Below are 20,820 nucleotides of genomic sequence, written 5' to 3'. Positions count from 1 at the left end.
GGTGTCATGGTGCGAACCAGCCGGCGGCAGGCGCCGTGGTGTTGTTCCAGATGTGTTTGAGCTCCTGGTATTCCGCCAGTCCGGATGGCCCGAGCTCGCGTCCGTTGCCGGACTTGCCGAAACCACCCCATTCGGCCGCAGGTGTGTAGTAGCCGAAGTCGTTGATCCACACCGTGCCGTGGCGGAGCCCACGCGCCATCCGATCCGCACGTGCCGGATCCGCGGTGCGCACACCGGCCGCGAGGCCGTACTGGGTGTCGTTGCCGAGCGTCAGGGCCTGTTCCTCGGTGTCGAACCGTTCGACGGTGAGGATCGGGCCGAAGGTCTCGGTCTGCACGATCGACATCGTGCGGTCGCACCGGTCGAAGACGGTCGGCAGGAAGAAGTATCCGTCCCCGAGCGCCGGGTCGTCGGGTTGTTGCCCGCCCGTGCGCAGCACCGCCCCCTCGTCGACGCCCAGTCGGACGAAGTCGATCATCTTGTCCAGCTGCGTCTGCGACACCAGCGGACCGGTCCTGCTGTTCGGATCCAGTCCCGGGCCCATCACCACCGTGCGGGCGCGGTCGACGAGGGCGTCGACGAACCGGTCGGCGATCGATGCCTCGACGATGACGCGGGTACCGGCGCTGCACACCTGACCGGAGTGCAGGAACACCCCCGTCGCGACCTGGTCCACCGAGGCCGCGAAGGACTCGTCCGTGGCGCACGCGTCGGCGAACACGATGTGCGGGTTCTTGCCGCCGAGTTCCACCACCACCTTGCTGACGTGCTCGGCGGCACTCTCAGCGATGACCGTCCCCGTCCTGAGCCCACCGGTGAACGAGATGAGGTCGACGTCGGGGTTGTCGGTCAGGGCCGCACCCAGATCGGATCCGGCACCGTTGACGAGGTTGACCACCCCGTCCGGGACCCCCGCCTCCTCCAGGATCCTGGTCAGTGCGATGGTCGAGAGGGGTGTCACCTCACTGGGTTTGAGGACCATCGTGCATCCGGCCGCGATGGCCGGTGCCACCTTCCAGGAGATCTGCAGCAGGGGATAGTTCCACGGCGCGATCAGCACACAGACCCCGACCGGCTGGGCGACCACGCGGCTGATGACCGCCGGGTCACCCACGTCGACGGCACGATCGGACCGGACCGCGGCGAGCGCACCGTAATAACGGAACACCGCGACCACGTCATCGATGTCGATCTCGCTCTCCGCCAGCGTCTTGCCGGTGTCGAGGGTCTCCGCGCGCGCGATCTCCTGCTTGTCCCGTTCCAGCAGGTCGGCGATCCGATACAGGATCGCCACCCGATCGGCCACCGGGCTGGTGGACCACGCACCGTCGTCGAATGCGGTCCGCGCCGCGGCCACCGCCGCGCGGGCGTCGTCGGGTGTGGCCTCGTCGACCGGACGGATCACCGAGCCGTCGGCGGGGTTGATGCAGTCACGGGTCGCACCCGATCCCGATTCCACCCACTTGCCGCCGATCAGCAGATCCGCCACGCGCTCGTCCCCCTCGGGTGTTCAGTTGACCGGTCCCATGGCCCCGGAGCTGCACCGTCGCACCACGCCAGGGCACCACGACCTTAAACCCTATGCACCCTCGATGGCGGACGTCACCCAATCGTGGAACTCGGCGATGTGGTGTTCGGCGGGCACCAGCACCCCGCCCGACCGGTAGGCCCGCGACGACATGCCCGGCTGGGTACGTTCGCAGGCGTCGAAGTCCTGTTGGTTGACGCGATGGAACAGTTCCACCGACCGGTCGAGGTCCACACCCGACTCGACCACCTCCGGCGCGAACAACCAATCGCACTCGACGACCGTGTGATCGACGGCCATGGGGTACATCCGATGCACGATGACGTGGTCGGGAACCAGGTTGACGAACACCTGCGGACGCACGGTGATGGCGTAGTAGCGCCGGTCCTGGTCTTCCTCCACCCCGGGCAGCGCCCCGACGCCGGCACTGCCGTCGACGGTGAATCCCTGCACATCCCGGCCGAACTCGGCCCCGTGCCCCACGAAGTACTGGGCGGCCAGGCCGTCGGCGAATTCGGGTAGCACCTCGGTGAGTTCGGGGTGGATGGTCGCGCAGTGGTAGCACTCCATGAAATTCTCGACGATGAGCTTCCAGTTGGAGCGCACCGAGTACGTCTCCCGTCGCCCGAGGGCGAGTTCGTCGGTCCGGTAGGCCTCGATCATCCCGATGTCACCGAGACGTTCGACCACGGCACCGACGACCGTCTCCTCGAAGTCGGGCGGCTCGTCGGCCAGGCAGACCCAGGTGTACCCGAGCCACTCGCGGGTGGCCACGGCGACGAGGCCGAACTCGGTCCGGTCGATCTCACCCAGTGAGCTGAGGTTGGGCGCGGCGATGAGTCTGCCGTCCAGCCCATAGGTCCAGGCGTGGTAGGGACATTGCAGGTTGCGCCGCACGTGGCCCGCCTCCTCGGTGCAGATCAGCGCGCCGCGGTGCCGACAGCTGTTGAGGAAGGCACGAACCGTCGCGTCACGTCCCCGGACGACCAGCACGCTCTCGGCGCCGACGGTGACCCGACGGAAGCTGCCGGGCGCGGCGAGGTCAACGGATCGGGCGGCGCAGAACCACATCTTCTCGAAGATGCGGTCCTGCTCCGCGGCGAACACGGCGGGATCGACATAGGAGTCACCGCCGAGAGTGCGGATCAGGGGTCCGTCGGCGGTGTCAGGGTGAGCCCGTGCGTCGTCGGTGAGAGTCATAGTTGCGCCATCCGGGTGGGGTCGAAGAGTCCGATGGGGTGATCGGTGCGGCCGTCGGCCACGAGGTCGGCGAGGATCTCGCCGACCACGGGAACGAACTTGAAACCGTGACCGGAGAACCCGCAGGCGACGCTGACCGCGGAATGTCGGGGATGCCGGGCGATCACGAAATTGTGATCCGGAGTGGTCGAGTACATACAGGTGGCGCTGTCGAGGACGGGGCCGTCCAGGTGCGGCAGCAGCCGCTGCACGCGGTGCCGCATCTGCGCCTTCTCCTCCTCGTGTACCTGCCGGTCGATCGTCTCGGGGGTGCATTCGACGCCCTTGCGAAAGAACGCCACCTTGGCGCCACCCGCCGGACCGTCGATGGCCGGGAAGCCGTAGATCTGTTCCACCGCATCGGTCTCGTGGATATAGATCGGCATGTCGGCCCACCGGTCGGCGGGCCCCGACGGCTCGATCCAGTACATGACCTGTCGTTCGATGGTGATGGGCACGCCGAGGTCGGCGAGGATGTCCGGTGCCCATGCCCCCGGACAGATGACCAGTTGGTCGGCCCTGTACTCGCCGGCCGCCGTGGTGACCCGCACACCGCTGCCGTTGTCGGTCCAGGTGAGCGCGGCTTCGTCGAAATGCAGCTCCGCGCCGGCCCGCGCGGCCAGATCCAGGTGGGCGGCAACCGTCAGCTCCGGGCGGGCGAAGCCGGCTTTGGCCTCGTAGAGCGCGAGTTGTCCCGGTTCCGGCCGAATGGTCGGGAACCGGCGGTGCACGTCCGCTGCATCCAGGACCTCGTGTGTGAGTCCCCATTCCTGCGCGGCACGCAGCGACCCCGCGAACGTGGTTGATTCCGGTGGCCCGACGAACAGACCACCGGTGAGCGAGTGGACATCCCGGCCGGAGTCGACGGAGAGCTGTTCCCACAGTTCGTAGGCCCGCAGCAGCAGGGGCACATACGCGGGGTCCTCGAAATAGGACTGACGGATGATGCGGCTACCGCCGTGACTGGAGCCGCGGTCGTGGGCCGGTCCGAATTTCTCCAGGCCGAGCACCGAGTACCCACGCCGGGTCAGGTGGTAGGCGGCGGCCGAGCCCATCCCGCCCAGGCCCAGCACGATGACGTCGTGGCGCGGGGCGCTCACTCAGGCCACCTCACCGGCGGGTACGGTCACCCGACCGCGGACACGATCGCCGGAGGGGTCCACACTCACCGGCTCGGACACGGTGAAAATCTGTGCGGCACCAAAGTATTCGACGGTCACCGCGTCCCCTGGCCGCACGTCGGGCGGCGTCCACCCGTAGGCGATGACCCGACCGAGGGTGGGCGAGAACGCGGCGGAGGTGATGTAACCGACCGCGACCCCGTCGCACAGGATCGGTTCGTGACCCATCGCCATCGACGCCGCGACGTCCGCGACGAGGGTCTGCAGGATGCGGGTGGCCGGCCGGTCGGATGCGCCGTCACCGATGTGGTTGTGGCCGTTGCCGATCGCGAACGACAACCCGGCCTCCACCGGGGTGTCCTCGGTGGTCATGTCATGACCCCAGGAGCGATAGCCCTTCTCGATGCGGAGACAGTCCAGTGCCCCTCGGCCGGCCCAGACGGCGCCGAGGTCGTCGCCCGCGGCGGCCAGGACGTCCCACAGTTCGGCGCCGCGGTCGGTGTCGGTGTAGACCTCCCAGCCGTACTCGCCGACGTAGGACACCCGCAGCATGGTCACCGGGATGTCGGCGACGGTGGTCGTCGCGCACCGGTACACGCCGAGATCGTCGAGCTCGAGAGGGGTCAGCGGCTCGACGAGCGCGCGCGCCCGCGGTCCCCAGACCCCCACGCAGCAGGTGGATGCGGTGATGTCGGTGACCTGGACATCGGCGCCGTCCGCGACCGCGGCCGCGGCATGACGACGCAGCCAGTCCACGTCCATCGGCGAGTTGACCCCGAGTTGGAACCGGTCCGCGGCCGTGCGCGCGACCGTGACGTCGCTGCGGATCCCGCCGCGGTGGTCGAGCATGAGGGCGTAGACCACCACACCGACCGGTCGGTCGACCTTGCGCGTCACCACGCGATCGAGAACGGCTGCCGCGTCGGCGCCGGTCACCTCCACCCGCATCAACGACGTCATGTCGTAGAGCCCGACGCGTTCTCGCGTGGCTCGGGCCTCGGCGTAGACGATCGGTGACCAGTGCCGCATCGCCCAGCCGTCGGCCGGGATGTGCGGCGGTACCGGCAGATCGGCGTTGGACTCGAACCACAACGGTCGTTCCCAGCCCCGGCCCTGCCCGAACACGGCGCCGCGCTCGCGGTGCGCCGCGTGGAACGGGCCGCGGGCCAGATCCCTGCGTACGGTGCGCTGTTCACGGGGATGGACGATGTCGTAGACCTCGACGAACGCCTGCGACGAGAGGTCGAGCACCACGTCGCGATCGAGCTCGATGTCGGTGAAACGGGCGATGTCACACCCGTGCAGGTCCACGTCCGGCGTCCCGGTGGTGATCCACTCGGCCATGGTGCGGGCCACGCCTGCGGAGTGGGTCACCCACACGGCCTCGGCGACCCAGAAGCCGTCGAGTCCGGGGTGTCGCCCCATCATCGGCCCGCCGTCGGGGGTGAACGAGAAGACACCGTTGAAGCCGCCTGCGAGTGTGGTGTCGCGCAGCGGCGGCAGCAGACGCTGCGACTCCCGCCAGGCGGAGGCGAAATCGTCGCCGGTGAACGGCAACATCGAGGGCATCGGCTGGTCGCGCGTGTCGTCGCCCAGTGCGGTCATGTCCACCGGCATCGGCCGGTGGCCGTAGTACCCGATGCCGATGTGCGACCCGTGCTGGCGGTAGTAGAGGTCGTCGTCCTGATGACGGACGATGGGCAGCCCGGCATCCGCCGGTGCGCCCGAGGTCGGCAGATCGGCGAGCGCGGTCACGTCAGCGGTGTGTACGTACTGATGAGCCATGGGCACCAGGGGAACCCGCAGGCCGACCAGGTCGCCGAGCTCGGAACCCCAGAACCCCGCGCACGAGACCACGATGTCGGCGTCGAAGGTGTCCGTGGTGGTGCGGACGCCGGTCACCCGTCCCGCGGACTGCAGCACCTCGACCACCGTCTGCTCACCGCGGAACACCGCCCCGCGTTCGGTCGCCCGTACGGTCTGCGCGTCGATCGCCGCGCCCGCGCCGGCCAGACCGTCGGTCGGCGTGTACAACCCGCCGAGGACGGCGTCGGCATCGAGCAGCGGATACCGCTGTGCGCACGTCGACGGGTCCACCATCTCCGCCGGGATCCCCCAGGCCTTGGCCCACCCGAGTTTGCGGTGCAGGTCCAACAGTCGCGCCGGGGTGGTGGCCACCTCGAGGCCGCCGACGGTGTTGAAGCACAGATGGTCTCGGCTGTTCAGACCACGAAACTTCTGCACCGTGTAGGTGGCGAAGTGTGCCATCGTCCGCGACGGGTTGGTCTGGAAAACCAGACCGGGAGCATGCGAACTCGAGCCACCGGTGGTCGGCAGCCGACCCTGGTCGAGGACGGTGACGCGGTGATGCCCGCGTGCGGTCAATTCATCTGCGAGGGAGGTGCCCACGATGCCGGCACCGACGATGACGACACGAGGGGGTGAGGACTGAGCGGACACCGAGACTCCGATTCATCAGCATGAGCGAGGCTGTTGCATACAGCGCAACGCAGTGTGCACTGTGCAACAAATGCTGCGCCCACCTCCGACCGGTGTCAAGCGATGCGGCGGCGCGGCGCGGGCTCAGCCCGCGTGACCCAGGCGCGTGCTGATCTCGGCCGCCGCCACGCGGACGCGATCGGCGAGCCCCTCGACCGCCTCGGGACCGAGACGGAAACTCGGCCCGGAGATGCTCAGCGCCGCGACCACGGCGTTGGTGTGGTCACGCACCGGGGCAGCCAGGGCGGTCAACCCGTCCTCGAGTTCGTCTCGTACGCTCGACCACCCCGACGACCGGACCTGCTGAAGTTGCGCGAGCAGGGTCGACCGCTCGACGATCGTCGTCGCGGTGAACCCTTCCAGCCGCTCCGGCAGCACCACGGTCAACCGTTCGTCCGACAGTCCGGAGAGAAGGGACTTGCCACTCGACGTGGCGTGCGCGGGCGAGTTCTGCCCGACCCACGTGCGCAACGCTATTCCGGCGGAACCCGCGGCCTGGGTGATGTTGACGGCGCGGTCCCCGTCGAGCACCGCGAGGTTGACCGTCTCACCACATTCGGCGGCCAACGCCTCGCCGACGTCCTTGCTCTCCCGGGCCAGGTCACGGGACGCCATGGTGGATCCGGCGAGTCGGATGATGGTGAACCCGAGGCGGTACTTGCCCCGGTCACTGACCTGCTCGACGTAGCCGCGACTCTCCAGCACCGATATCAGCCGGGAGATCGTCGACTTGTGCACACCGATGCGTTCGGCGATCTCCGACACACCGCCCTCACCGAGTCGGGCCAACAGTTCGAGCACCTCGAGGGCCCGGTCGACCGATTGGATCGACGCGCCCTTGGACCCGGTGTCCCCGCCCGCAACTCCGCCGTCGCCTGGTGCCATGGTCACCCACCCTATGGGCGGCTGTCGCATCGGCGCAGGTGCACCCTGCGCAACGCCGGCGCGGCGGGCTTGACGGACGCGTCGGGTTTTGTCAGTGTGTTGCGTAGTACGCATCCGGTTGCAATGGTCGCAACAAATACACTCCGCAAGAATCCCGAGGTTCGATCATGTCCGAGACTCCCTCCCTCGCTCCGGCCCGGTCCACCGATGCGTCGAATGTCGACCAGACGAGCGAGCAGGCCACGAGCAGCACCCTCGTCTACGCCGGGACGACGGACTCGGTGCAGTTCGGGGAGGCGCTGCGGATCAATCCCCCGGGCGCGGCGCCCATCGCGGTGTTCCGCACCGATGAGGGCTTCTTCGCCATCGACGACACGTGCACCCACCAGGACGCCTCGTTGGCCGACGGCTGGGTGGAGGACTGCACCGTGGAGTGCCCCCTGCACGAGGCGTGTTTCGACCTGCGCACCGGTGTGCCGTCGGGCCCGCCGGCGAGCCGCCCGGTCGTGACCCACGCGGTGCGGGTGGTCGAGGGCGCGGTCTACGTCGAGATCACCCACGCACGCGACGTCGACGCCGCATGATCGGCTCGGTCGCGATCGTCGGTGCCGGGCTGGCGGGGGCCACCGCAGCACGGGATCTGCTCGCGGCGGGTGTCACCGGACCGATCACGGTGATCGGAGCGGAACCCCATCATCCGTACGACCGCCCACCGTTGTCGAAAGAGGCGTTGCACCGGGCGATATCGGTCGATGATCATGCGCTGTTGTCCAGCGAGGAGGTCGCCGGACTGCGGTGGCGTACCGACACCCGGGCCATCGGCATCACGGCGGTGGAGGCCGCGTATCGCATAGATCTCGACGACGGTGCACCGGTGTCCGCGAACTCGGTGGTGGTCGCCACCGGCGCCCGGGCGCGAGGTCTGATCGGCGATCACCTGGCCGGGGTGTACACGCTGCGCACACTGCAGGACGCGAGCGAGCTCCGGGCGTCGCTGGTGACATCGCGGCGGGTGGTGGTGATCGGTGCGGGTTTCATCGGCGCCGAGGTCGGCGCGACTGCGGCCGCGCTCGGTGCATCGGTGACCATCGTCGAGGCGTCCCAGGCTCCCGGCGCCTCGGCCCTCGGCCCCGACGTGGCTCAGTGGACTCTGGATGTGCATCGCGCCCACGGCATCACCGTGTTGACCGGCACCGCGGTGTCCACCCTGAACCCCGACGGGGAGGGCCGGGTCCGGTCGGTGACCCTCGCCGACGGCACGGTGCTCGCCGCCGACACGGTCGTCATCGGGATCGGGGCTCGGCCGGAGACCGAATGGGCCGCGTCGTCGGGTCTGGCCATCGACGACGGCTTCGTCACCGACGAGAACTGTGCGACCTCGATGCCCCGGGTGTACGCGGTCGGCGACTGTGCGCGGGTGTTCGACCCGCTGACCGGATGGCATCACCGTCACGAACACTGGAGTGCCGCCGTGGAACACGGCCGACGCGCGGCCGCAGCGATCCTGGGATCGACTCCGCCCCGTCGTCGTGCCGTGTACTTCTGGAGCGACCAGCACGGTCACCGGATCCAGGTGTGTGGCAGCGTCCCCGCCGGGCAGGCGCCGACGGTGGTCACGGGCGCACTCCACACCCCGCTCGACACCGGCTCGGAGTACCTGGCCGTCTATGGAGACCCGGACGACCCGGTGGCCGCCATCGGGGTGGACGCCGCCCGCGGTTTCACCCGCATCCGCAAACGGATGGACGCCCGGCTGGCCACCTCCGCCCTGGCCGTCTAACCCCCGTGGACCCAGTCACCGGGATTCCTCCGACAGCCGGCTCGGTGCACCGCCTCAGAACAGCGGCGCCCCACCGCGGAGATGCTCGAACACCAGGGACGTGGTGGTACCGGCGACCTCGGGCCGAGAGTTCAGCATCTCCACGAACACCCGGAGGCTCTCGGTGTCCGCGGTCGCCACATGCAGCATGTAGTCGTCGGTGCCCGCGAGGAAGAACACGTCGATGACGTCGGCGCTGCGGCCGATCTCGCCTGCGAAGTGCCGGATACGCCCGCGTGCGTCCGACTGCAGGCTGACCGCGACCATCGCCCGCAACGGCTTACCGACCGCGGTGGGGTCGACATCGGCAAAGAACCCCCGGATCACCCCCAGATCGAGCAGGCGGCGGATACGGGTGTGACAGGTCGATGGCGCGATCCCCACCTTCTCGGCGATGGCGTTGTTGGCCATCCGGGCGTCGGACCGCAGGACGCGCAGCAGCGCCCGATCGGTGGTGTCCAACTCCGGCGCGGCGGCCCGAAGATCATTCGGCGTGACCATCGACCTGCTCCTTCTGCTTGACTTTCGTTCGCTATAATTGCGATGTTTCAGAACAATCTACACATTGATTGTGTGTCTACCGATGATCCTTCATCCTTGGACCATCCGCTGCACATTCCGATCGTCCAAGGAGCACCTCATGCGCGTCGGCATCCCCACCGAGATCAAGAACAACGAGTACCGGGTGGCGGTGACTCCCGCGGGTGTCGCAGAACTGACCCGCCGCGGCCACGAGGTGGTGATCGAGGCGGGCGCCGGGGTCGGCTCGGCCATTGCCGATGTGGACTTCAAGGAGGCAGGCGCACAGATCCTGGGGACCGCCGCAGCGGTGTGGGAGCAGGCCGACCTGTTGCTCAAGGTCAAAGAGCCCATCGCCGCCGAGTACGCGCTGATGCGGGCCGAGCAGACCATCTTCACCTATCTGCATCTCGCGGCGAGTCGTCCGTGCACCGATGCGCTGCTCTCCTCGGGCACCACCGCGATCGCCTACGAGACCGTGCAGGCCCCCGACGGGACACTGCCGCTGTTGGCGCCGATGAGCGAGGTCGCCGGACGACTCGCGCCCCAGGTGGGTGCGTACCACCTGATGCGGTCCATGGGTGGGCGCGGCGTGCTGATGGGCGGCGTACCCGGCACGCCCCCGGCCGACGTGGTGATCATCGGTGGTGGCGTCAGTGGGGTGAACGCCGCGACCATCGCGGTGGGGATGGGCGCCCAGGTGACCGTCTTCGACTTGGACATCGGCAAGCTGCGAGCCATCGACGCCCGCTTCCACGGCCGAGTACACACCCGTTACAGCACGTCACTGGCGTTGTCCGAGGCCGTCAAGGAGGCCGACCTGGTGATCGGTGCGGTGCTGGTCCCCGGCGCCAAAGCTCCGGTGCTCGTGCCCAACGGTCTCGTCGCACAGATGAAGCCGGGCGCGGTGCTGGTCGACATCGCGATCGACCAGGGTGGCTGCTTCGAGGACTCGCGACCCACCACCCACGATGACCCGACCTTCAGCGTGCACGACACCGTGTTCTACTGCGTGGCCAACATGCCCGGCACCGTCGCCCGGACATCGACGATGGCGCTCACCGGCGCGACACTGCCCTACGTGCTGCGACTGGCCGAACTGGGGTGGGCGGAGGCCTGCCGCCGGGACGCCAGCCTCGCGGCCGGCCTCAGCACCCACGCAGGCGGTCTGCTGTCCGACCACGTCGCCGAGGCGCTGGACATCCCGCTCGCCGAGTCGCCGCTCGTCTGAGCGGGATCGGCCTCGCGCGGCACTTCTCGCCTCCCGCGACAGAGATCACGCGTCGCAGGAAGCGAGAAGTGTCGCGGCAACAACCGCGTCAGTCCCCGACCGGGGCGTACTGCGAGAGATTGGCCATCCGACGTTGCACTCCGGCGATCTCCCGCACCGCCTGGGCCACCAGGCTCCGGTCGAGCGGGGACAACCGCCGCATGCTCAGTACGTCGGTGGGTTTCTCACCGCGCTCGTGCTGAGCGACCTGATAGGTGATGCGCAGCTTCTGCAGCACGTCGAAGACCTCCACCAGTGTGGTGGCGTTGTCTTCGGTCAACATCGGGCTGCCCGCACCCGCCATCAACCGACTCCGGGTGTCGAGTTCGGTGGACTCCACGCTCAGCGCCGCCCAGCGCGCGATGTTGACGAGCGGGGCCAGCGCATGCGCTTTGATGTCGAAGGTGCCACCGCGGCGGGCCAGCACGTCACGCATCGAGCGCAGCCTCGCCTTGCTGGTCAACGTCTCGGCGAGCAGCAGTCGCAGAGTCCCGCTGTGCGAGCGCAGATCCGAGAACACCTCACCCACCGCGGTCAGTCCCCGATCACCCCAGATCGGCCGGCCGTCGAGCAGCAACGACGTGAAGATCATGCCCTTGTCGTCCAGCGGTGCGTTCAGCCACTGCTGGGCCGCGGCCCGCCACTGGGAGTGGGTGCGCGCGAACAACGGCATCGAGGCGATGGCCCCGTTCACATCAATGGCCAGTCCGCATCCGCGTAGAACATCGTCGACCTGCCGAAACGCCCCGCGGTAGAGGGCGATGCGGTCGTCGTCGACCGAATCGTCGAAGGACACAGCCGAATCGATGTCGGAGCTCAGCACCGGTTCACGACGGGCGTTGCTGCCCAACGACAGCCACGTGAGCTCCGAGCCATCCAGCTCCGGGTGACGGTCCAGGACCAGTTCCAACGCTCGGCGCACCACGGCATCGTTGACCAAGGACAGCACGGTGGTCACCTCGTAGGAGGGTTGCCCGCGACGGACCAGATCGTCGACGAGATACGGCATCCGGCGGGCCTGCTGTTTGAGGTCCTCGACGGTACGGGCGCGGTCGACGAGACGACGCAGCGACATGCTCGGACCCGCCGGTGCGGCGATGAAGTCCGAGGGCCCCACCACCCCGCGCAACTGCCCCGCGGGATCCAACACGGGTACACAACTCAGACCGTGCTCGAGGATCTCGGTCAACGCCTCCGACGCCGGTGTGCGCTGATAGACGGTCACCGCGGGGTGGGTCATCACCTCACGCGCCGGAGTGAACGGATCGCGTCCCGCGGCGACCACCCGCGACCGGATGTCGGCGTCGGTGAGAACCCCGAAGGTACCGTCGCCCGCGGGGATGACCACATGATCCTGCTTCCGGTCGGTCATCATCGATGCCGCCTGCTGCACGGTCATCGCGGAGTCGCCGACCACCGGTGCCGAGTGGATCAACTCGTCGACCGTGCCGTGACCGGCATTGGAGGGCGACCTACGCCGCGGCACCGCCAGCTGCTTGGCCAGGAACTCCGCACCGCTGGGAGCCGAGAACAACGATCGCGCGGTACCTCCCGGGATCCGACAGATCCGGACGGGACCGACGGCGATGGCCAGCGGACCGTTCATCGACCCGGTCAGCAGTGACGAGTAGCCGAAGACCCCGCCCGGTCCCAGCGTCTCGTCCGGACCCTCGGGTGCGTATCCCTGGGTGTTCCACAACTCCACCTGACCGGACAGCACGACTCGGAGGTCGTCGGCGGGCGTGGTGAAACCGTTGAAGATCTCTGCACCGGAGGGGACGTCGACCACCTCGGCACGAGCGAGGAGCCGGTCGAGCTCCCTCTCGGAGAGAGCGTCGAACGGCGGATGGTCTGCCAGCAATACGGCCAGATCGGGCACCGGGTCATTCTCCCACGACACTCGGATCGCGTTAATGCCACCGAATGCGTCGGGATCGGGCAGTATTCGTCCAGAGTCACCCACAGACGAACCCGAAACATCGTTGTCCGCTTTGTTCATATCGATGAAACATCGTTCGGGAATCATTCACGCTCATCGCGCTTCGCGGGAGTGTTGCGTCACGAGCAGGAGGATGCCGATGTCATCAGAGACACAGACGACAGGCCCCAGCGGCCTCGATGCCGAACAGGTCGGTTACAAACAGTCTCTGGGTAGCCGCCAGGTCCAGATGATCGCGATCGGCGGTGCGATCGGAACCGGACTGTTCCTGGGCTCGGCCTCACGTCTGCACTCGGTGGGCCCGGCACTGCTGTTCAGCTACGCCTTCGCCGGCCTGATGGCGTTTTTCCTCATGCGGGCACTCGGCGAGCTGGTACTACATCGCTCCACCAGCGGTGCGTTCGTGTCCTACATGCGGGAGTTCTTCGGCGAGAAGGCCGCCTACGTCACCGGGTGGATGTACTGGCTCAACTGGGCGCTGACCGGCATCGCCGAGTTGTCCGCCGTCGGTGTCTACATCACCAAATGGCTCCCCGACATGCCGACCTGGGCCAGCGCGCTGATCGCGCTGGTGGTGGTGTTGGTGGTCAACCTGATGTCGGCCAAGGCTTTCGGTGAGTTCGAGTTCTGGGCCTCGGCACTCAAGGTCGGCGCCATCGTGCTGTTCCTGATCGTCGGGCTGGTGGTGGTCTTGGGCACGGTCCACGTCGGCAGTCATCAGGCCGGGTTCTCCAACCTCTGGAACAACGAGGGTGGGTTCTGGCCCACTGCTGATCCCTACAACTGGTACGGACCCATTCTGGTCATGAGCGGCGTGGTCTTCGCCTACTCCGCGATCGAGATGGTCGGCGTCGCCGCCGGCGAGATGACCAACGCCAAAGAAGAGGTGCCCAAGGCGGTCAACGCGGTGGTCTTCCGTATCGCGGTCTTCTACTGCGGGTCGATCCTGCTGCTGGTCTGCATGCTGCCCACGTCGAACTTCACCAGCGGTGAGAGCCCCTTCGTGACGGTCTTCGGCCGCCTCGGTTTCGGGTGGATGGGTGACGTCATCAACGCCGTGCTGATCGTGGCCGCGATGTCCAGCCTGAATTCCGGCCTGTACTCCACGGGCCGTGTCCTGCGGAGCCTGGGCATGTCCAAGCAGGCGCCGCAGTTCATGACCAAGATGAGCAGCCACGGGGTGCCGTGGGCCGGTATCGGCATCACGTCCATCGTCTACGTCCTCGGCGTCGTCCTGAACGTCGTCGCGCCCGGAAAGGCGTTCGACATCGCCCTGGAGGCGTCGTCGCTGGGCATCGTGTTCACCTGGGGCACGATCTTCGCCTGTCAGTTACGTCTACGTCAGCTGGTCAATCGCGGAGTGATCCCCAAGAGTCCCTTCCAGGCACCGGGTTATCCGTACACCTCCATCATCGGTTTGGTGTTCCTGGTCGGTGTCATCGTCGCGTTGGCGATCTCCGGTTGGCTCAGTGACGACAAGGTCGACTTCTATGTGGTGGTGGTCGGCGTACCCCTCATCGCCGTGGTGATGGTGGGGGGTTGGTATGCCATTCGCGGCAACGTCAGCAGCCACACCGGCGGAAAGCTGGGTCCGGCCTGGACGATGCCCCAGTGACGCGCTGACACTCGTGCTCCGGGAGCGGGGTCGACCACGTGGTCGACCCCGCTTCGGCGTTCGTGGACGGTCGCGCGGTCAGTCGACGTCCGAGACGGCGCCCGTGATCACCGCGGCGACCTGGGCGACGTGTGGGTCCCGAACGAGGTCGTTGTGCTCACCGTCTACCACGGTCTCGGTGACCGGACCAGTGGTGATCGCGCGCCACCACATCGCCGGCTGCCGGTTCCCACGCGATCTGACCAGCACCACCGGCACATCGGACAGCCGACGGATGCGGTGACGTCGCAACATCCGGAGACCACGGTTGTAGAAGATCATCCATTGGGTCAGCGGCTCGAACTGCACCCTTCCGGCCACCAACTGCTTCACCACGATCGTCGCCAGACTCCACGCCGAGAGGGTGATGTCGGGGACGAAACGCTCCGACTCCGCATCGGGCACCCGCTCGTCGTCCGTGACGTGATCCGCCCCCGTGGTCACCGGCAGCGAGTCGACCATGCGCTCACTGAGCATCGCGTCCACCGCGACCACCAGCTTCGCGGTTCGGCCACGGTCGGCGAGCTGCGCGGCCATCTCCAGGGCCACCACCCCACCCATCGAATGTCCCGCCAGCAGATAGCCACCGTCCGGTTGCACCTCACCGAGCAGGTCGAGGTAGCGGTCGGCCATGTCACGAATCGTCCGATCCGGCCTGCCCCGCGACTCCAACCCGTGGGCCTGCAACGCATAGACCGGGCGGTCGGCGGGGAGGTGGCGGACCAACGCCATCGCCGACACCGCCGGCGCTCCGGCTCCGACCACGTAGAACAGAGGTGTCCCCGTCCCCGACGTGCGCAGTGGTACCAACACCGGGTGCATCGACCGGGTGCGGACACTGTTGTCCAGCGCGTCGCGGACCGTCGCAGTGAGGGTCGTGACGGTGGGTGTCGCGCCGAACGTCGCGAGGTCGATGTCGACGTGCAGGCGGGCGCGCAGTGTGCTGATGATGGTGGTCAGCGCCAACGAATCCGCGCCGAGCGCCACCAGATCCTGATCGTCGGTGATGTCGTCGCGACGCAATGCTTCTGCGACGGCGAGGGCCACAGCGACGTCGACGAGATCGCCCCGGTGCGCGCGACGGCGCGCCGGCGTCTGGGCGCGCGGCGCGGGCAGGGCGGAGCGGTCGACCTTGCCCCGCTCGTTGCGGGGCAGCTCGGTCATCAGGACCAGATGACGCGGCACCATCCATTCGGGCAGCTGGGCGCGCAAAGCGGTCCTGATCTCGTCATCGCCGAGTGTCTTCGGCACCGTGGGCCCGGCCACATACCCCACCAGTTCCGTGCGCCCCTGCTCGTACCTCGCGACGACGGCGGCCTCCGACACCACGGCGATGCCCCGCAGGGCGGCGGCCACGTCACCGGGCTCGACCAGATAACCGCGGATCTTCACCGCGTCGTCGACCCGACCGACGAGGTGCAGTACCCCGCGCGCGTCACGGAACCCGCGGTCACCGGTGCGGTACCAGGTACCGTCCGGGGCGAACCGGTCCGATGCGAGATGCAGATAGCCATCGGCGAATCCACTTCCACATACGACGACCTCGCCGACCGTTCCGTCCGGAACCCGGCGTCCGCCCTCGTCACAGATGCGCAAGCGCCGGCCGGCGACCGGCCCACCCGCGGGCAGCCGACCATCGGTAATCGGGACACCCGGAGGGAACGTCGCCATGGCCACCACACCTGCCTCGGTGGTGGCATACCAGTTGACCAGGGTCGCCGCGGGGGCCAGCGCCTCCCGGGCGCGCATCATGTCGGCGCCGAACGGAGCCTCGCCGTACAGCGTGATCTGACGCAGCGTGGGGACCGGCGAGGCGCCGCCGGACGCCGCGTTGCCCAGCGCGCGGACCAAGGCGGCCGAGGCCTGCACGGTGGTGGCGCGTCGACGACGCAGGGTCGACAACAGCGTCGCGGCCGCGGTGTCGCGGGGATCGATACACAGGACCGTCGCCCCGCACGCCAGTCCGGCCAACAGCGTGGTGATACCGGCGCCGAATCCGAGCGGCAGCAGGTTGGCGAGCACGTCGTCGGCGCACAGTCCCTGACCTGACACCACGTCCGTGGCCTTGGCCACACAGGCCGACTGGCTCAGCAAGACTCCCTTGGGAGCTCCGGTCGACCCTGAGGTGAATCCGATGAGGGCCAGATCGTCGGCACGGACGTCGCGCACCGCACCGGCGTACGCCGTTCGGGTCATCGACTCCGCTTCCGCCAGACGCAGCATGGTGTCCACCCGTTGGTCCGGCAGCCCCGGGTCGACCAGCACCAACGGCCGTCCGGCGATCAGGGCTCCCAGTGCGGTGGTGATCGCGGCCGTGCCGCCGTCCTGGTGCACGGGTACGGGGGCGAGCGAATGCCGATCGCCGAGGTGACGGGCGACGTCGACGGCTCCGTCGACCAGCTGACGGTAGGTCACCGACCCGGTGGACGTCACGACCGCGAGCGCGTCGGGACGCTGTCGGGCGGCTTGCGACAGGAGCCAGCCCACGGTGTTCGGGCGGGGTACGAAGCTCCCCGTCGAGCGGTCCACGGCGAGCGCCTCGCGGCCCGCCCACAACAGAGTTCCACCCGTCATCTTCAGAGTTCCCCCCACGGAAACGTTGTCGACGGCTCGACGACCGGGTCCCCACCCGGATCACACGCCGTGCCGACGTCGATCGGTCACTTGTACGTCGCTTGCCCGTCCGACGATGTTACCGATGACTCTCCCGACGCGCAGTCACTCAGCGGCGTCTCACCTCCGCGGGTAGGCGTCGAACCGATCGGAACGGACCGACGACGGCCGTCGCCGCAGGTTGATCGAGGACCCGCGCCGCCACCCTGCGCAACTGGGCCGGGGTCACCCGATCGATCCGGTCCAGGGTGTCGGCCAGCGACCGACGCCGGCGATCGGCGAGTTCGTTGCCACCGAGCCGGTGCATGCGGGACTGGGAGTCCTCCAGCCCGAGCACCATTCCGCCGCGCAACGCGCCCTTGGCCCGATCCACCTCCGCGTCGGTGATGCCGTCGACGGCGACCTGTTCGAGGATGCGGCGGATGATCCCGACCACCTCCCCGAGGCTGTCCGGGGAACAGCCCGCGTAGACCGAGAACGTACCCACGTCGCTGAACGTGTCCACCGTGGAGTACACCGAGTACGCCAATCCCCGTTCCTCGCGGATCTCCTGGTAGAGCCGGGAACTGAGTCCGCCGCCAACGGCAACGTTGAGCAACGACAACGCCCACCGGTCGGGCGAACCGCGGCCGGGCGTGGGCATGCCGAGCAGCAGGTGGGCCTGTTCGGTCTCCCGATGGGTCAGCCGCAGGTTCGCCTCGGTGGTGACACCGCCCGCCGGCCGGCGCGCGACGACCGGGCGCGACGGTGTCGTGACGACACCCCGGCCGGATCCGGTGGATCTGCGGGCCTGCGCGACCACCGCGGCGTGGTCGACGTTGCCCGCGACGGCCAGCACCATCCGGTCGGGGGTGTACCGACGGGTGTGGAACGAGTGCAGTTGTTCGCGGGTCATCGCGGATATCGACTCCGCGGACCCGATGACCGGACGCCCGATGGGCTGATCGCCGAACATCGCGGTCATGAACTCGTCGGCCAGCAGGTCCTCGGGATCGTCGTCGCGCATTGCGATCTCCTCGAGCACCACGTCGCGTTCGAGATCCACGTCGGCGCGACGGCACCGACCGCGCAACACCACATCGCAGACCACATCCACCGCCTGCTCGAGGTGATCGTCGAGCACATGCGCGTAGAAGCAGGTGTGTTCCTTGGAGGTGAAGGCGTTCAACTCGCCGCCGATGGCGTCCATCTGCTCGGCGATGGATGCTGCGTCGCGGGTGGGGGTGGCCTTGAACAGCAGGTGCTCCAGGAAGTGTGCGGCACCGGCCACCGATGGCTTCTCGTCGCGCGAGCCGATTCCCACCCACAACCCCACCGAGGCCGACCGGACACCCGGGATGTACTCGGTGACGACGCGGATCCCGTTGCTCAGAACGGTCTTGCGTACCCGCTCGCCGGCGCCCGCGGTGATGACCGCGGGCGCCGGCGAGCGGGAGGTGCGACCCGTGGGTCGCGGTGTCACTCGGTCGCGGCACCGACGACGGCGGGATCCGCGTCGGCCTTCTCGGCGTCGTCGTCCACCGGGACCAGGCTGATCTTGCCGCGATCGTCGATGTCGGCGATCTCGACGCGCAGCTTGGACCCGACGTTCACCACGTCCTCGACCTTGTTGATGCGCTTGCCCTTGCCCAGCTTGGAGATGTGGACCAGGCCGTCGCGACCCGGGAGCAGCGAGACGAACGCGCCGAACGCCGTGGTCTTGACCACGGTACCCAGGAAACGCTCGCCGACCTTGGGCAGTTGCGGGTTGGCGATCGCGTTGATGCGGTCGATGGCCGCCTGCGCAGAGGGACCGTCGGTGGCACCGACGAAGACGGTGCCGTCGTCCTCGATGGAGATGTTGGCGCCGGTCTCCTCGGTGATGCTGTTGATCGTCTTGCCCTTGGGCCCGATCACCTCGCCGATCTTGTCGACCGGCACCTTGACGGTGGTGACACGCGGCGCGAACGGACTCATCTCATCCGGTTCGTCGATGGCCTCGGCCATGACGTCGAGGATGGTCAGGCGCGCGTCCTTGGCCTGGCTCAGCGCGGCCGCCAGCACCTGCGAGGGGATGCCGTCGAGCTTGGTGTCGAGCTGGAGGGCGGTGACGAAGTCCTTGGTGCCCGCGACCTTGAAGTCCATGTCACCGAAGGCGTCCTCGGCACCGAGGATGTCGGTCAGGGCGACGTAGCGCGCCTGACCGTCGACCTCGTCGGAGACCAGACCCATCGCGATACCCGCGACCGGGGACTTCAGCGGCACGCCGGCGTTGAGCAGACCCAGCGTCGACGCGCACACCGAGCCCATCGAGGTGGATCCGTTGGAGCTGAGCGCCTCGGAGACCTGACGGATGGCGTAGGGGAACTCCTCCACACTCGGCAGCACGGGGATCAGGGCCCGCTCCGCGAGCGCCCCGTGACCGATCTCGCGACGCTTGGGCGAACCCACGCGGCCGGTCTCACCGGTCGAGTACGGCGGGAAGTTGTAGTGGTGCATGTAGCGCTTGGACGTCTCCGGGCCGAGCGAGTCGACCTGTTGGGCCATCTTCACCATGTCGAGGGTGGTGACGCCCAGGATCTGGGTCTCTCCACGCTCGAACAGGGCACTGCCGTGAGCGCGCGGGATCACCCCGACCTCCGCCGAGAGCGCACGGATGTCGGTGATGCCGCGGCCGTCGATGCGGAAGTGATCGGCGAGGATGCGCTGGCGGACCAACTTCTTGGTCAGCGACCGGTACGCGGCGCCGATCTCCTTCTCCCGACCCTCGAATCGTTCACCGAGCGAGTCGAGGATGTCGGCCTTGAGGTCGTCGGTGGCGTCGTCGCGCTCGGCCTTGCCCGCGATGGTCAGCACCTTCGCCAACCGATCGGTGGCCGCATCGGCGACGGCGGCGTAGACGTCGTCGGAGTACGCCGGGAACAGCGGGAACTCCCCGGTTTCCTTGGCCGACGCGGCGGCCAGGGACTTCTGCGCCTCGCAGAGGCGGGCGATGAACGGCTTGGCGGCCTCGAGGCCCTCGGCGACGATCGCCTCGGTGGGCGCCTGTGCCCCACCGTCGATGATCTCGATGACGTTGTCGGTGGCCTCGGCCTCGACCATCATGATGGCCACGTCCGCGGTATCACCCTCACCGGCGACGACGCGACCGGCGACGACCATGTCGAAGACGGCGTCCTCGAGCTGCTCGACGGTCGGGAAGGCGACCCACTGGCCCGCCTTGTTCTCCGCCGTCGGGATCAACGCGACGCGCACACCACCGACGGGGCCGGAGAACGGCAGACCGGCGATCTGGGTGGACGCCGAGGCGGCGTTGATGGCGACCACGTCGTACAGGTCCTGTGGGTTGAGGCTCAGCACCGTCACCACGACCTGGATCTCGTTGCGCAGACCGTCGACGAAGGACGGGCGCAGCGGGCGGTCGATGAGACGGCAGGTGAGGATCGCGTCGGTGCTCGGACGGCCCTCGCGTCGGAAGAAGGATCCGGGGATGCGGCCCGCGGCGTACATCCGCTCCTCCACGTCGACGGTCAGCGGGAAGAAGTCGAAATGCTCCTTCGGATGCTTCGACGCCGCGGTGGTCGAGAGCAGCATGGTCTCGTCGTCGAGATAGGCGGTGACCGAACCGGCGGCCTGCTGGGCCAGCCGACCGGTCTCGAAACGGATGGTGCGGGTGCCGAAGCTGCCGTTGTCGATCACGGCGGTGGCCTCGGTGATGGAGTCGTCGTACAAGTCGGTGTCGGTATCGGACACTT

The 20,820-nt window shown here is 68.2% G+C and carries 14 protein-coding genes; 4 read left to right on the top strand and 10 right to left on the bottom strand.

Annotated features, from left to right (window positions below):
• Window positions 1–4: 4 nt before the first annotated feature.
• From BW971_RS05790 to BW971_RS05770, 5 genes are all read right to left on the bottom strand, one after another.
• Window positions 5–1,489, bottom strand: a complete 1,485-nt coding sequence (locus tag BW971_RS05790; protein WP_076477559.1) for an aldehyde dehydrogenase family protein — start codon at window positions 1,487–1,489, stop codon at window positions 5–7.
• Between the two features lie 90 nt (window positions 1,490–1,579).
• Complete coding sequence (locus BW971_RS05785; protein ID WP_076477557.1) at window positions 1,580–2,728, bottom strand: aromatic ring-hydroxylating oxygenase subunit alpha; 1,149 nt, start codon at window positions 2,726–2,728, stop codon at window positions 1,580–1,582.
• Window positions 2,725–3,867, bottom strand: a complete 1,143-nt coding sequence (solA, locus tag BW971_RS05780) for an N-methyl-L-tryptophan oxidase (protein ID WP_076477555.1) — start codon at window positions 3,865–3,867, stop codon at window positions 2,725–2,727. Before solA ends, BW971_RS05785 begins: the two co-directional genes overlap by 4 nt.
• Window positions 3,868–6,348: a GcvT family protein gene (locus BW971_RS05775; RefSeq protein WP_143690220.1), complete on the bottom strand. Its 2,481-nt coding sequence runs from the start codon at window positions 6,346–6,348 to the stop codon at window positions 3,868–3,870. It abuts the gene before it with no gap.
• A 123-nt stretch (window positions 6,349–6,471) separates the two neighbouring features.
• On the bottom strand, window positions 6,472–7,272 hold the full coding sequence (locus BW971_RS05770; RefSeq protein ID WP_076478159.1) for an IclR family transcriptional regulator: 801 nt from the start codon (window positions 7,270–7,272) through the stop codon (window positions 6,472–6,474).
• Window positions 7,273–7,439: 167 nt separating this feature from the next.
• Here BW971_RS05770 and BW971_RS05765 point away from each other — a divergent pair, with 167 nt between their 5' ends.
• Entirely contained in the window at window positions 7,440–7,856 is a 417-nt protein-coding gene (locus BW971_RS05765) for a bifunctional 3-phenylpropionate/cinnamic acid dioxygenase ferredoxin subunit (protein WP_076477551.1), read from the top strand.
• Window positions 7,853–9,052 (top strand): NAD(P)/FAD-dependent oxidoreductase, encoded by a 1,200-nt coding sequence (locus BW971_RS05760; protein ID WP_083709334.1) that lies wholly within the window; start codon window positions 7,853–7,855, stop codon window positions 9,050–9,052. Before BW971_RS05765 ends, BW971_RS05760 begins: the two co-directional genes overlap by 4 nt.
• Window positions 9,053–9,106: 54 nt before the next feature.
• Here the strand turns inward: BW971_RS05760 and BW971_RS05755 are convergent, their stop codons facing one another.
• Entirely contained in the window at window positions 9,107–9,592 is a 486-nt protein-coding gene (locus BW971_RS05755; protein WP_076477549.1) for an Lrp/AsnC family transcriptional regulator, read from the bottom strand.
• 139 nt (window positions 9,593–9,731) lie between these two features.
• Here BW971_RS05755 and ald point away from each other — a divergent pair, with 139 nt between their 5' ends.
• Window positions 9,732–10,841 carry an alanine dehydrogenase gene (gene ald, locus BW971_RS05750; RefSeq protein WP_076478155.1) on the top strand — a complete coding sequence of 370 codons (1,110 nt, stop codon included), beginning with the start codon at window positions 9,732–9,734 and terminating at the stop codon, window positions 10,839–10,841.
• Between the two features lie 88 nt (window positions 10,842–10,929).
• Here the strand turns inward: ald and BW971_RS05745 are convergent, their stop codons facing one another.
• A complete protein-coding gene (locus BW971_RS05745; RefSeq protein WP_234974287.1) occupies window positions 10,930–12,750 on the bottom strand; it encodes a putative nucleotidyltransferase substrate binding domain-containing protein in 1,821 nt (606 codons plus the stop codon).
• Window positions 12,751–12,958: 208 nt separating this feature from the next.
• Between BW971_RS05745 and BW971_RS05740 the strand changes: the two genes are divergently transcribed.
• Window positions 12,959–14,434 (top strand): amino acid permease, encoded by a 1,476-nt coding sequence (locus BW971_RS05740; RefSeq protein WP_076478151.1) that lies wholly within the window; start codon window positions 12,959–12,961, stop codon window positions 14,432–14,434.
• A 78-nt stretch (window positions 14,435–14,512) separates the two neighbouring features.
• On the opposite strand, the gene BW971_RS05735 is transcribed toward BW971_RS05740, so the two are convergent.
• From BW971_RS05735 to BW971_RS05725, 3 genes are all read right to left on the bottom strand, one after another.
• Entirely contained in the window at window positions 14,513–17,047 is a 2,535-nt protein-coding gene (locus tag BW971_RS05735) for an alpha/beta fold hydrolase (RefSeq protein WP_076477547.1), read from the bottom strand.
• A 148-nt stretch (window positions 17,048–17,195) separates the two neighbouring features.
• Window positions 17,196–18,548: a M16 family metallopeptidase gene (locus BW971_RS05730; RefSeq protein WP_076477544.1), complete on the bottom strand. Its 1,353-nt coding sequence runs from the start codon at window positions 18,546–18,548 to the stop codon at window positions 17,196–17,198.
• A complete protein-coding gene (locus BW971_RS05725; protein ID WP_076477542.1) occupies window positions 18,545–20,818 on the bottom strand; it encodes a polyribonucleotide nucleotidyltransferase in 2,274 nt (757 codons plus the stop codon). Before BW971_RS05725 ends, BW971_RS05730 begins: the two co-directional genes overlap by 4 nt.
• Window positions 20,819–20,820 lie beyond the last annotated feature (2 nt).

Source organism: Williamsia sterculiae (genome assembly GCF_900156495.1).
In the GTDB taxonomy this organism is placed as follows: domain Bacteria; phylum Actinomycetota; class Actinomycetes; order Mycobacteriales; family Mycobacteriaceae; genus Williamsia_B; species Williamsia_B sterculiae.
Note: the sequence above shows the minus strand (reverse complement) of the source record. Positions and strands in the feature narration are given on the sequence as shown.